18 protein-coding genes are annotated in these 12,779 nt (G+C 49.6%); 5 read left to right on the forward strand and 13 right to left on the reverse strand.

The annotated features are described in order from the left end of the window. The first annotated feature begins 360 nt into the window (after positions 1-360). The 3 genes from B4H10_RS05785 to B4H10_RS05795 all read left to right on the forward strand — a co-directional run bounded on the left by B4H10_RS05785 (position 361) and on the right by B4H10_RS05795 (position 2,474). Positions 361-636 carry a hypothetical protein gene (locus B4H10_RS05785; RefSeq protein ID WP_059075961.1) on the forward strand — a complete coding sequence of 92 codons (276 nt, stop codon included), beginning with the start codon at positions 361-363 and terminating at the stop codon, positions 634-636. A gap of 214 nt (positions 637-850) precedes the next feature. Beyond that, on the forward strand, positions 851-1,477 hold the full coding sequence (locus B4H10_RS05790) for a DUF47 domain-containing protein (protein ID WP_059075960.1): 627 nt from the start codon (positions 851-853) through the stop codon (positions 1,475-1,477). After that, a complete protein-coding gene (locus B4H10_RS05795) occupies positions 1,470-2,474 on the forward strand; it encodes an inorganic phosphate transporter (RefSeq protein WP_292018373.1) in 1,005 nt (334 codons plus the stop codon). Before B4H10_RS05790 ends, B4H10_RS05795 begins: the two co-directional genes overlap by 8 nt. 69 nt (positions 2,475-2,543) lie before the next feature. Here the strand turns inward: B4H10_RS05795 and B4H10_RS05800 are convergent, their stop codons facing one another. The 4 genes from B4H10_RS05800 to B4H10_RS05815 all read right to left on the reverse strand — a co-directional run bounded on the left by B4H10_RS05800 (position 2,544) and on the right by B4H10_RS05815 (position 5,832). Then, complete coding sequence (locus tag B4H10_RS05800) at positions 2,544-3,179, reverse strand: class II aldolase/adducin family protein (RefSeq protein ID WP_170087209.1); 636 nt, start codon at positions 3,177-3,179, stop codon at positions 2,544-2,546. 67 nt (positions 3,180-3,246) lie between these two features. Then, positions 3,247-4,530, reverse strand: coding sequence for a sensor histidine kinase (locus B4H10_RS05805; RefSeq protein WP_292018374.1), 1,284 nt, complete (start codon positions 4,528-4,530; stop codon positions 3,247-3,249). Position 4,531: 1 nt separating this feature from the next. Then, on the reverse strand, positions 4,532-5,200 hold the full coding sequence (locus tag B4H10_RS05810; RefSeq protein ID WP_113855744.1) for a response regulator transcription factor: 669 nt from the start codon (positions 5,198-5,200) through the stop codon (positions 4,532-4,534). After that, positions 5,200-5,832 (reverse strand): GTP pyrophosphokinase, encoded by a 633-nt coding sequence (locus B4H10_RS05815; RefSeq protein ID WP_150824238.1) that lies wholly within the window; start codon positions 5,830-5,832, stop codon positions 5,200-5,202. The genes B4H10_RS05810 and B4H10_RS05815 overlap by 1 nt, the downstream gene beginning before the upstream one ends. A 185-nt stretch (positions 5,833-6,017) precedes the next feature. Between B4H10_RS05815 and B4H10_RS05820 the strand changes: the two genes are divergently transcribed. Together B4H10_RS05820 and B4H10_RS05825 are read left to right on the forward strand one after the other, a co-directional pair. Next, a complete protein-coding gene (locus tag B4H10_RS05820; protein WP_292018375.1) occupies positions 6,018-6,545 on the forward strand; it encodes a GNAT family N-acetyltransferase in 528 nt (175 codons plus the stop codon). Then, entirely contained in the window at positions 6,526-7,134 is a 609-nt protein-coding gene (locus B4H10_RS05825; RefSeq protein ID WP_292018376.1) for a hypothetical protein, read from the forward strand. Before B4H10_RS05820 ends, B4H10_RS05825 begins: the two co-directional genes overlap by 20 nt. A gap of 132 nt (positions 7,135-7,266) precedes the next feature. On the opposite strand, the gene B4H10_RS05830 is transcribed toward B4H10_RS05825, so the two are convergent. The 9 genes from B4H10_RS05830 to ylxM are packed head-to-tail and all read right to left on the reverse strand — an operon-like array spanning position 7,267 to position 12,509. Beyond that, positions 7,267-8,001: a YebC/PmpR family DNA-binding transcriptional regulator gene (locus B4H10_RS05830; RefSeq protein ID WP_113855740.1), complete on the reverse strand. Its 735-nt coding sequence runs from the start codon at positions 7,999-8,001 to the stop codon at positions 7,267-7,269. A gap of 15 nt (positions 8,002-8,016) precedes the next feature. Next, the gene (locus B4H10_RS05835; RefSeq protein ID WP_059075951.1) at positions 8,017-8,589 is read right to left on the reverse strand and encodes an RNA methyltransferase; all 573 of its coding nucleotides are present in this window, start codon (positions 8,587-8,589) and stop codon (positions 8,017-8,019) included. After that, a complete protein-coding gene (gene trmD / locus B4H10_RS05840) occupies positions 8,586-9,323 on the reverse strand; it encodes a tRNA (guanosine(37)-N1)-methyltransferase TrmD (RefSeq protein ID WP_059075950.1) in 738 nt (245 codons plus the stop codon). The genes B4H10_RS05835 and trmD overlap by 4 nt, the downstream gene beginning before the upstream one ends. Then, positions 9,320-9,823, reverse strand: a complete 504-nt coding sequence (gene rimM, locus B4H10_RS05845) for a ribosome maturation factor RimM (protein ID WP_059076027.1) — start codon at positions 9,821-9,823, stop codon at positions 9,320-9,322. The genes trmD and rimM overlap by 4 nt, the downstream gene beginning before the upstream one ends. A 4-nt stretch (positions 9,824-9,827) precedes the next feature. After that, positions 9,828-10,235 carry a YlqD family protein gene (locus B4H10_RS05850; RefSeq protein WP_059075949.1) on the reverse strand — a complete coding sequence of 136 codons (408 nt, stop codon included), beginning with the start codon at positions 10,233-10,235 and terminating at the stop codon, positions 9,828-9,830. Between the two features lie 8 nt (positions 10,236-10,243). Continuing rightward, complete coding sequence (locus tag B4H10_RS05855) at positions 10,244-10,471, reverse strand: KH domain-containing protein (RefSeq protein ID WP_059075948.1); 228 nt, start codon at positions 10,469-10,471, stop codon at positions 10,244-10,246. Between the two features lie 15 nt (positions 10,472-10,486). Beyond that, positions 10,487-10,753 (reverse strand): 30S ribosomal protein S16, encoded by a 267-nt coding sequence (gene rpsP, locus B4H10_RS05860; RefSeq protein WP_059075947.1) that lies wholly within the window; start codon positions 10,751-10,753, stop codon positions 10,487-10,489. Between the two features lie 43 nt (positions 10,754-10,796). Beyond that, positions 10,797-12,149 (reverse strand): signal recognition particle protein, encoded by a 1,353-nt coding sequence (ffh, locus tag B4H10_RS05865; protein ID WP_059075946.1) that lies wholly within the window; start codon positions 12,147-12,149, stop codon positions 10,797-10,799. 30 nt (positions 12,150-12,179) lie between these two features. Continuing rightward, the gene (ylxM, locus tag B4H10_RS05870; RefSeq protein WP_072235719.1) at positions 12,180-12,509 is read right to left on the reverse strand and encodes a YlxM family DNA-binding protein; all 330 of its coding nucleotides are present in this window, start codon (positions 12,507-12,509) and stop codon (positions 12,180-12,182) included. Between the last annotated feature and the right edge of the window lie 270 nt (positions 12,510-12,779).

A 12,779-nucleotide genomic window follows, 5' to 3' on the forward strand; every position in this document is an offset into this window, starting at 1 on the left:
ATTCAGACGCACTGTTCCGTAATACCGTCAGCAGGCGGTCGTATTCAGGCAGGCCATCGGCCGGTTCAGCCGTATACGCCCGTATGTCATCCAGAACATGATCTGTATCCGGACGTGCCTTCTGGGTTAAACCGGTCTTTACTTTTCCTAATTGTTTTTTCAGCCAGCTCATCGATGTTCAACCTTCTCCCCTGATTCATTCCCAGTTTTTAATTATAGCAAATCATAGAGATTTGAACTAGTCACATAACACATTTTATACTTGCAGTATTGATACGAAGAAATAATCATTAGTAATTGACTGCACCCAATCTCATAGCTATAATATAGCCATTATAAATATTGAGGGGGAAATATTTGATGAAAAATCTGATTGTAATAGGTCTGTTCGTACTTCTTGTACTGAGCCATCTCTATCCCGGCAGTCCCGTGGCAACGTTAGCCATGCTTACTGCTTTGGTAGCTATCGGCGGCGCTTGCGTCAAACTTGGCGAATATATCTGGGGCAGCGACTGCGAAGCCTGGCTGACGGTTGTAGGTCTGGCCTCTACGGCACTCATCGTAACCTATGTCCCGGCCTGCGTTCCCCAAGGAATCAATCATCTGGCCCTCCTCGTAACGACTATGATTCACTAATAATAACTGACAGCTGGAATTTTTCCGGTTGTCAGTTATTTTTTTCTATTTTTCTCCTTGTATACATGTCAAGAGCTGGTAAAGCATGGTAAAATAGTAGTAAATAAGTAGTAAATACTTCCTTTAAATTTACATGATTTTTACAAAGTATTTACACAGGACTGACAAAGTATACGTATACTTTGAAAAGAGTATATTAGGAGGCGTACCTTACATGTTCAGCATCAGCAATAAACACGAAGAATTTTTTGACTATCTCATCGAAAATGCCGAGAAATTCCGGCGCGGCGCCGTCATCGCCAACGAAGTCATGAAAGACCTGTCACTCCTGCCGGATCATATGGAAGAAATTACCAATCTGGAACACGGGGCAGACAAAGTCAATTTTGATGTCATCAAACAACTGGCCCGCGTATTTATCACGCCGATCGACAGAGAAGATTTTTACAATCTGTCCTGCCGGCTGGAAGACTGTATCGACAACCTCCACGGCTTTATCATGCGCGTCGATATGTACCATATTACCCAATCGACGCCGGCTGCCGTGCGTGGTACGGAAGTCCTCATCGATATGGGAAATGAACTGGCCAGCACCTTTGAATTGTTAAAGAATATCGACAAGCACCAGGCAGAACTCATTTACCATACGGAAAAGCTCAACAAGATGGAAACAGAAGTAGACCATATCTACCGGGCAGAAATGTCCCGTATTTTCAGCGGGGAAATGCCGCTTCTGGATGTCATCCGCTGGAAAGATACGATGGCGTCCATCGAAGAAACAGCGGATAAAGTAGAAGCACTGGGTAACCTGATCAAAGGAGTGGTTATGAAGTATGCTTGATACGTACATGATTATCCTCGTCGTCGTTCTGGCCCTGATTTTTGATTTCATCAACGGCTTCCACGATACAGCCAATGCCATCGCTACCTGCGTATCGACACGGGCAATCCGGCCCGGCCTGGCTATCATCGGTACGGCTATCCTGAACTTTATCGGTGCCATGATTTCTACAGGCGTTGCCAAAACGATTGGCGGCGATATCGTCATATCGGCCAGTATGATCAATGAACTGATTATCGTGTCCGGCCTGACAGGAGCCATCATATGGAATCTCCTGACCTGGTACGTCGGCATGCCGTCCAGCTCTTCTCACGCTCTTATAGGCGGCATGATTGGCGCCGTTGCCATTTCTGTCGGCTTCGGTGCCCTCAACGGCTGGGGCATATTAAAAATTTTTCTCTCCCTTATCCTGTCCCCTATAACCGCCATCATCGTCGGTTATATTATCATGAACCTCCTCTTTTCCTTCTGCCATAATTACCGTCCGGCCGTCGTCAACCTGACGGCCAACCGGCTACAGATACTGTCCGCTGCTCTCATGGCCTTTTCCCACGGATCCAATGATGCCCAGAAATCGATGGGGATCATTACACTGGCCCTGCTTTCCGGCGGATTCATCGACACACTGGAAGTTCCTACTATCGTCAAACTGCTCTGCGCTGCCGCCATGGCCCTGGGAACCAGTGTAGGCGGCTGGAAAATCATCCGTACGGTAGGCGGCAAAATTTTCAAGATGCATCCCATCCACGGATTTGCTGCCGATCTCAACTCGGCAGTTGTTATCTTTACGGCCACGCTGCTTCACCTGCCCGTATCGACGACCCATGTCGTATCCGGATCTATCATGGGTGTGGGCGCTGCCCAGCGCGTTAAAGCCGTCCACTGGAACGTAGCGCGCCAGATGGTTTCTGCCTGGGTCCTTACCATCCCCTGCACGGCCGTCATGGGAGCACTCGCCTTCCTCATCATCCGTTATGTCTTCTTTGCCGCCGTCTAAAACCTCAAACAAAAAACAGGAACTGTTCCATGAACGCACATCATGGGACGGTCCCTGTTTTTTTATATCTTATAAGGTAAATACATCAGCCAGGCTATGTACCTGTCCTTCTTCATGGATTACACGATAGGCTGCATGAAAAGTCATGGCATTGCGGTATATTTTAGCCACTGATTCCAGCGTTTCCATTCGATAAAATGCCTGGTTGAGGTTCGTACCTACAGCACAAGCCCCATGACTTGCCATGAGGATGACATTGACTTTCTTCAATCCCTGGGCACACTTGACGGCCAGATCCATTGATCCCGGTTCGGCAAAAGGCACGGTTATGACCGGTCCGAGGAAATCCCGCCCTTCCGTTACGACCTGACTGGGAAATTCCAATCCTGCCACTGATACAGCCGTAGCCGTCACAGGATGGCAGTGGACGATGGCTTTCACATCAGGACGGGCCTTATAGATTTCCAGATGAAGGCTCGTTTCGGACGACGCCTTGCCTTTTCCTTTTACGATATGCCCCTGCATGTCGATGAGCAGCAGGTCGGACGGCCTGAGTTCTCCCTTTGGCACACCGGAAGGCGTGATGACAATCAGGCCGTCGTCGCGGCGATAACTGATATTACCATCGCAGGCTACGACCAGCCCGCCTTCCTTCATCTTCCGGCCGATGCGGCATAGTTGTTTTTTTGTATCCTTTGTATCCATACCATTCACCTGTTCTTTCCTAAAAGATATCTCAATCATATCACAAAGTCCGTATGATAGTAAAAAATCAAAGTGTCACCGTAAAGGTGATGACGCCATTCTTATACGAAACATTGATAGAGCCTTTCAACAGCCGCACCAGTTCTTCTGCCATAGACAGGCCGATACCGTATCCGGCTTTGGCACTGCTGTGCGATTCATCCCCCCGATAGAAACGTTCGAAAAACCTCGTATAATCGACGCCCTTTCCACCGGCAAAATCATTAGAGACGGTCAGTACAGCCCCCTTGCCGATTTTCTTCGTCGTCAGAGTCACGGTAATCGTTCCTGCTTCATCGCAATACTTAACGGCATTATCGAGAAGGATACTGGCGATTTCATAGACACAGCGCTGATCCGCCACGACATGGATTCCCTCTTTTATGCGTGGCACGAGCATCTTTCCCTGGTCTTTGGCCAGAGCATCGAAAGATTGGACAGCCGACTGGATTTCATGAGAAATATCTATATCCTGCAGCGTTATATCTGTCCGGGAACGTTCGCCCCTTTTTGCCAGCATGATCAAATCATTGATCAGCTGTGACTGGCGCCGGACCTGTTTTAAAATATTGTCCGTCCACTGACTCTTGCCGTTGAGCATCTCGATAGTCTCAGCATTGGCCGAAATGATGGCAATCGGTGTTTTTAATTCGTGGCCGGCATTGGTAATAAACCGTTTCTGGTTTTCCATATTGCGGACAAAAGGCCGGACGGCCAGGCTGGACAAAGCCGCCAGAATGATTACATACAGAACAATGACAATCAGACCAAACCAGAAGGAATAGCGCAGCATATGATTGATGGACATGATATTTTTCGTGCTGTCCAGTACAATGAGCAGCCGGGACCCATCGGGATAGTCCTTCCTGAGATAGGCATAAACGGCCTTATCTCTATTGAGGAAACCTTTATCACTGGAAAGGTGGGATGCCATGTCAGCATAGACAATTGCTGAAGAAGCATCAAAAGCAGCGGTATGACTGATATCGACACGGGACACAGTCTGGTCTGCATCCCAGTAGACAGAAAAATATCGTACCTGGTAGAGAAAATCGGGTGTACTGGAAATCCAGTCATCACCGTCCAGCAGTACTTTATCGACGGCTGACCAGCCTGCATCACGATGAATCTGCCGTCCATCCGGCAACGTTCCGTCATTTTCAGCAATAGAAGTTATAATCCAGTCGATTTCCCTTATTTCATGCATATACACGATAGCATTGAGGACGGCCAGTGCTCCGACTACGATGATGATGACAGCGGCAGTACCGGCCAGGATAAACTTCCGGTGCATCTTTTTAATCATACTCATATCAGGACTCCTGCATGAGGCAGAAGGGACCTCCTTCATCGCCCCGGATCGTAATATCGGCATCGATAGCCGCTAATTTTTCTTTAAGATAGGAAATGTAAATCCAGACAATTTTTTCATCTTCGTCCTCATCGGGCCAGACGCGGCTGAGGATATCACTAGTTGTCAGATCCTTATGGGCATTCATCATCAATAACTGCATGAGTTTCGTTTCTTTGGCCGAAAGGCGGACTGCATTGGTACTGCATAATTCCTGTTCCGCCACATCCAGAGACACGGAACCAGTCTGCAGCTTCTGTGGTGTAAATGCCGTCGAACGCCGTGTCATGGCCCGCAAACGGGCCAGTAATTCAGCCATGGCAAAGGGCTTGGTCAGATAATCGTCCGCTCCGGCATCCAGTCCGTTGATACGGTCCGATACTTCTGATTTGGCTGTCAGCATAATGACCGGCGTCACATCGCCGCCATCGCGGATCTGCTGCAGCGCCTGTACCCCGTCCAATTTGGGCATCATAATATCAAACACCATACAATCATAGGAATGGCTCTGTGCCATGCGGACTGCCGCCTCTCCATCATAGACAGGATCGACTTCATACCCCGAATGGGTCAGTATGGCAACCAGTGCAGCCGACATATCTTTTTCGTCTTCTGCCAGTAAGATTTTCATTACGATTTCCCTCCTGTGTTATCTGCACGAATCAGATTCCGTATGGTCTGCATGGATAAATCACACGAAGCCAGTTCATCGGCACAGCGTTTCAACTCGCGGCTGATCATTTCCGGATTCTGGATATGTTTTTTATATTTCATTTCATGTTCCAGGCTGGCCCAGGAATCCATCGCCAGTGTGCGAAGCTGTATTTCCGCAAAGTAGCGCCCCGGGTTGTGTCCCAGCACATCGATAAACGGTGTCGTCACGGCGAGGATGAGATGATAGCTGCGATATCCGTTGGGCTTGGCATGGCGGACATAATCCTTCTCCTCTACTACCTCTACCTGAGGCAACTGGCGTAAGTAATTAATATTGGTATAAATATCGTCGATAAACCGGCAGACGATCCGCAGCCCGATAGCGTCGTGAATGTCATATAATGCTGAACGTTCTGTCTGCGGCAGTCCTTTCCGGTCACATTTGCCGCGCATACTACTGTCTGTTTTTATGCGGTACAGCAAGTGTTCATAAATCGTCGAACCCGTGCGGGCCTTTTCCCGTTCACTATACGCCCGGATTTCCCGGACCAGTGTTTCCATGACCTGTTCCAGCGAAGTCCTGTATATGCCGTATATATCTGTTTCCATGTACTCACCCTTTTATCACTATAATGATTTAGTATACCAGACCGAACCGTGAAATGCCATGTGCCGGCCATCACAATTTCGTCACAGTTAAAACGTTTTCTCCTTCTATTGTACCACATCTGCTTGACATCTGCCGGGAAAGCCCCTATGCTGAAAGTATCTACTGACAGAAAGGATGAAGACCTATGACGATAAAAAAAGCTGTATCCAATGACATCGATGACGTAGCCCAGAGCTATGAAGCCTTGTTCGATTATTTCGATTCCCATCGCGACCGGACGCACTGGCTGCGGGGAACCTATCCGACCCGTGCCGTAGCCGAACGGGGAGTTGCCGAAGGCTGGCTGTACGTACTGCGCGATGAAGAGGGCACGCTCCTGGCCAGTATGCTCCTCAATCACCATCAGGACGACGAATATGCTTCCCAGCCCTGGCGATATCCGGCAGATTCCGCACACGTGCTGGTACTGCATACGCTCTGTGTACTCCCCGGGCACAGCCGCCGCGGCATTGGCCGGCAGATGGTACAGTTTGCCCTGGACCAGGCCCGTTCCCGGGGATGTACGGTCATGCGCTTCGACACGAATATTGATAATATTCCCGCCAGCCACCTCTATGAAAATATGGGATTTGAACTAGTCAGCACGGGAAAGGCTATGCTAAATGGAATATTGCCTGTTACGTTACGCTATTATGAAAAGAAACTGGATTAAGGTGCATCTCATCGGATCATGGCTGTTGGCCCTTTGCCTTTGTATCGCTGTCCTGACAGTCTGGCCAGCCGCTGCCGCCGCACATCAGCCGGCAGTGACTCAGGACATGCCGTCCTCTCCGGCTGCCCGGGAATGGAAGGATGACAGGCTGGGCATCTCCCTGCAGCTTCCCGCTGGCTTTGCCCTGACTACGCCGCCCCGTCCGGAAATACACTTGGCAGCCGTACAGCCAGAGGGCCGGCTCTGCATCCAGATTTCGGAAGAAAAGCGAAGTCAGCCCATATCCCCGGGCAAGCAAAAAGCCTATCTGAAACAAAGCTGGGAAGCCTACCGGCGCGTATTGAAAACGGATCATACCGTCCGGGACATCCACACGGGTATGACTCATATCGGCACCCATCAGGCATCCCGTCTGACCTATACACAACGGTTCTACCTGGGGGATCAGATCATCGACCTGTACACCGAACGCTACCTTCTTTTATGGGGAAACAGCCTGTATATCCTGACACTGACGGCCGATGCCCAAACGAAAGAACCATATCTTCCGGCTATGCGCCAGTGTCTGCAAACGTTTACAACGTATTAGTTTCCCGATGCAGGATGCGTTTTCAGCTATGTATGAATAAGCCTCGATAAATAAGGGATGCCGTGATTCACACAGCATCCCCCTGTCATGCAAAACAGCTTGCAGATATGGTCTGCAAGCTGTAATTTTTTATTATTCTTCTTCGTCGGGAAGTTCCCCATTATGATATACGTCCTGGACGTCATCGATTTCATCGAGGGCATCGATGAGGTTTTCCAGTTTCTTGGCATCTTCAGCGCCGAGAGCAATGGTATTATCCGGAACCATCGTGATCTGGGCATGTTCTGTTTCGATACCGCTGTCTGCCAGCGCCTTTTCTACATTATCAAAGGCTTCCGGCGAGGTAATGATTTCAAATTCTTCATCACCGGTCTTAACATCATCGGCACCGGCATCGAGAGCGACTTCCATCAGCTGGTCTTCCGTCGCGTTTTCCTTGGACACGATGAAAATACCTTCATTTTTGAACATCCACGATACACACCCGGTTTCGCCGAGGTTTCCACCGTGTTTGCTAAATTCATGGCGGACAGCGGCTGCTGCACGGTTGCGGTTATCGGTAAGGACATTGACCGTGACGGCAACGCCGGCCGGGCCATAGCCTTCATAAGTGATTTCTTCGTAATTCTGGCCTTCCGTTGCGCCAGCGCCCTTCTGGATAGCCCGTTTGATATTATCCTTCGGAATATTGTTTTCTTTTGCCTTCTGCAGAGCCAGTTTCAGGCGCATATTACCCGTCGGGTCTGCTCCGCCCATACGGACGGCAATCGTGATTTCGCGGCTGATTTTTGTCGTAATCTTGCCACGGATCGCATCGTTTTTACCTTTTTTACGTTTAATATTCGCCCATTTTGAATGTCCGGACATCTTAGTTCCTCCTCTTTAGTTCCACCAGTCCTCGCCGGCAAGACGATCCAGAATAATCGCCGCAGCCGAACGAACGGAGAGATGATTGTAATCCCCTGCACCATAAATTGGTTCCAGGATAAAATCAAATTGTTCCATCGTTTCTTTTGTCATGCCATATCCCGTACCAAGGAGCAGCAGGACAGGAGTATCTTCTTCTTCTCTCTTGCGTCGGAGGTCCTTGTAGGAAATCGTATTGGCGTACGTCCTGGCATCGGTCGTCACGACATAAGGTCTTTTTCCTTCTGCATCGGTGACGGCCTGGACAGCCGCCCCGATGGAAGGACGGATGTCGAGGATGTCAAGAGCTTCCGTACGATACGAATTATAATTCTTTCCTACAGGGCTGCGCCAGAAATCGATAATCTTACGCACCATGTCCAGTTGTGCTTCGACATGGTGGATAATGAAATATTTTTTTACGCCATAAGTGCGGGCCGACCGGGAAATATCATGGAGATCATAATTCGTAATGGCCGTAGCAATGACGTTGAAGTTTTTATCATAAATCGGGTAGTGAACGAGCCCGATATACAGTGATGATTTCATAATTCCGTTTCCTTCTGTATGCGTTCCAGTATCATGCGGTCTGTATCCGAAAGAGAGCAACCCTGTAGAAGATCCGGTCTTTTGGCCACCGTACGGCGCAGTGACTGTTCACGGCGCCAGGCTGCAATTTTAGCATGATTGCCATTGCGTAGCACTTCTGGAACGGCATGGCCGCGAAATACGGCCGGCTTCGTGTATTGCGGGTATTCCAGCAGGGAATGATAAAACGAATCATCCGAAGCACTGCCAGCTGACCCCAGGACACCGGGAATCATGCGGGCTACGGCATCGGTGATGATCATAGCCGGCATTTCACCGCCTGTCACGACGAAATCGCCGATGGAAATCGTTTCATCAGCCAGATACTGCTCTACCCGGTAATCGACACCCTCATAATGACCGCACAACAAAATGAGCTGGTCATAAGCAGCCAGCTCACGCGCCTTGGCCTGATTAAAGGTCGAGCCGGCCGGTCCCATGAGGATGACACGCCGCCGGGGCACATCTCTGCGCACCGATTCTACGGCTGCAAACAACGGGCCTGCCTTCATCAGCATGCCACAGCCACCGCCATAAATGGTGTCATCCACCATGCGGTGCCGGTCATAGACAAAACTCCTGGGATTAGTCACATCGAGCTCCAGGAGTCCCTGTGCCCGTGCGCGGCCGATGATGCTATGCTGATAGAAAGCCTCTATAAATTCAGGAAATAAGGAAATTATATCGATTCTCATTCGTCAATCCATTCTGGCGGATTTACCACCATCTTCTTCGCTTTGATATCCACAGAGCGTATTACTTCAGGAATGACAGCTAATAGAAGCTCATTGCCGGCGTCATCGTTTACCACGTAAACGTCATTGCTTCCTGTCTTCAGAACGTCCGTCACTTTCCCCAGCAGCCTGCCTTCCAGGTTGTAGACAGCTATGCCGATGATATCAAAGACATAGTACTGCCCTTCTTTCAGCGGCATCAGATCTTCCCTTGGCACCTGCAATTCCTTGTGTACCAGAAGTTCCGCTGCATTACGGTCATCGACACCGGCAAACTTCATCAGGACGACATGTTTATGGAACCGTGCCGCCTTGACTTCATAGCGCTTGCCGTCGATGTACCCGTATTTCATATGCAGGAACCGTTCGGGAAAATCCGTATCGGGATAAATACGAACATCACCCCGCACACCGTGCGGGGCAACTATTTGACCGATAGTATAGAGATCCATACCCGTCATCGTATTACTGGCGGAAGGCAATAATCTTGTCGTCTTCGAGCAAGATTTCCGTGCCCATGAGTTTGCCCAGATCGTCTCCGACTTTGACAACGACCGTCTGTTCGAGCGTTCCCTGCCGGATTTCGGAGCCGATTTCGAGCTGTTCCGCCTGTTCGCGTTCGTGCTGGGCTTTCGCTTTGGCAGCGGCAATGTGCTGCTTCTGTTCTTCCACTTGCGCACGAAGAGATATCAAACCCTGTGCGTCGATTTTGGCCTGTTCGGTCATCATGCGCTTAGCCTGGAATTCCAGGTTCTGAGCTTCACGATCGATATCGCTCAACGCCTGATCAGCATTTCTGATGATTTTGTCTTTCAGTGCCTGTGTAACTTTGGACTTGACAGTCACCGGTACACGCAACGTAATCTGATCCATGGTTCCTCCTATACGATATCCACTGATACTTTTTTGTTAGCCTTCACTGCAGCCGCCTTGACGACAAGGCGCAGGGCCTTGGCAATCTTGCCTTGTTTGCCAATGACCTTGCCCATATCTTCCGGGGCTACATGAAGCTGATAGACTTCGAGGCCTTTCTTTTGAATCTTTGTAACTGTTACTGCTTCCGGTTTCTTTACCAGAGACCGGGCAATACAAGCAATCAATTCTTCCATCGTATCCAGCCTCACTTACTTTTTGGATGCTTCAAACTGAGCCATGATACCGGCTTTTTTGAAGAGAGAACGAATGGTATCAGTCGGCTGTGCGCCTTTGCCGAGCCAGGACAGAGCTGCTTCTGCGTCTACAGTCAGGCAGTCAGCGCCTTTGGCCGGATCGTACATGCCCAGAGTAGCAACAGGACGACCGTTTTTACGGGCATCGTGGGAATCAGCTACAACGACGCGGTAGATCGGTTTTTTCTTTGCGCCTAAACGAGCTAAACGAATTTTAATCATGAAAATCACCTCCTTATATGGACTGTCGCTTCATGAGAAGCCTCTAAAAGGGAAGACGTGGCAAAAAGCCCCGTCGTTTGTTCTTCTGCATTTTCTTGGCCTGCTTCATCATCTTCTGCATATCCGTAAACTGCTTGATGAGGCGGTTTACATCCTGCACCCGCGTGCCGCTTCCTTTGGCAATACGGCGTTTGCGGCTGTCTTTGATGAGCTGTTTCGGATTGGCACTGGCCCGTTCCTGGGCTGTCATAGACTGGATGATGGCTTCAATCCGCTTGAATTCCTTGCCATCCATATCGATTTTATCAATTTCTTTCTTATATTTGCCAATCCCGGGGATCAGGCTGACCAGACTGCTCATGTTCCCCATCTTCTTGACCATGTTCAGCTGGGCCAGGAAATCATCAAAGGTAAAGCTATTGCTCTTCATGGCCTTTTTCATATTGGCCATCGACTCTTCGTCAAAAGCAGCCTGCGCCTTTTCGATGATCGTTTCCACATCGCCCAGGTCGAGGATACGCGATGCATACCGGTCGGGATGGAATTCTTCCAGGCCGTCCAACTTTTCGCTGACGCCAATGAACTTGATGGGTTTACCCGTCACGGCCTTGATGGAAAGGGCCGCACCACCACGGGCGTCACCGTCGAGCTTGGTCATGATGATGCCATCAATGCCCAGCGCCTGATCGAAGGCAGATGCTGCCGTCACAGCGTCCTGGCCTGTCATGGCATCGACGACGAGCAGGATTTCATGGGGCTTGACCTGTTCCTTGATATGGACCAGTTCATCCATGAGCGTTTCATTGACATGAAGCCGCCCTGCCGTATCGATGATGACCACATCTTTCAGATGACTCAGGGCATATGGTATGGCATGCTGGGAAATAGCAACGGGATCTTTGCTCCCTTCTTCCGTATAGACGGGAATATCCAGATCCTGACCCAGCACCTGTAACTGTGTAATAGCCGCCGGACGGTATACGTCTGCCGCGACCAAAAGCGGGTTCTTGCCCTGGCCATGCAGCTTTCTGGCCAGTTTGGCCGCCGTCGTCGTCTTGCCGGCGCCCTGCAGCCCTACCAGCATAATAATGGTAGGTGGCTTACTGGCCATGGCGATACGGCTCTGCGTGCCACCGAGGAGTTCGGCCAGTTCATCACGGACAATCTTAATGACCGTCTGCGATGCATTCAGACTGCCAAATACTTCTTCGCCGACTGCCTTTTCCCGGACCCGCTTGATGAAGTCCTTGGTAACGGCGAAATTGACATCCGCTTCCAGGAGGGCACGGCGCATCTCTTTTAGCGCTTCACTGACATCTTCTTCAGAAAGCTTTCCCTTGCCGCGTAGTTTTTTGAATGCAGCCTGAAACCGTTCGGACAAACTCTCAAATGCCATTGATGGACCTCCCTTTCTGATTTACGCACATTACAATTCAATGTCTTTCAATATATGTTCTGCCTGTTCCTGCGCCGACTCTGTGCCAGACTCCAACAGCGATACAGCCGTATCGATTTTCTCCCGGATGGCATCTGTACGGGCAAGCAGGCCCAGTCTCGATTCATATCCTTCCAGCGAACGGGACGCCCGGTTGAGCATATCGTAGGCCCCCTGCCGCGAAATATGAAGCTCTTCTCCGATTTCACTGAGGGACAGGTCCAGATTAAAATACATCTCCATGCAACGGCGCTGCCGTTCTGTCAAAAGCGGCCCGTAAATATCAAGAAGTCTGCCCTTGCGTACAACATCTTCAATCATCGCCTCACCGCCCCGTGTGAATTCGTACTTTGCTAGTATACCGTAAGCAATGCTAACTGTCAAGTACTTTTACTTGGCAGTTAGCATAATATAAGCCACATATGATATTGTCTCAATAGACCACAGATGAAAATGTCCCCAATTTATGATATAATCTCTCTTTTTTATCATTATAAATATAAGGGGAGGGATTCCTATCAGAAAGGTAGAACTATCCATGAATGAAACCGGTACATCCTGTCTCCCAAAGCAACCAAAGCAAAAAAGAAA

Source organism: Megasphaera sp. UBA4382 (genome assembly GCF_002391155.1).
Taxonomy (GTDB): domain Bacteria; phylum Bacillota; class Negativicutes; order Veillonellales; family Megasphaeraceae; genus Megasphaera; species Megasphaera hexanoica.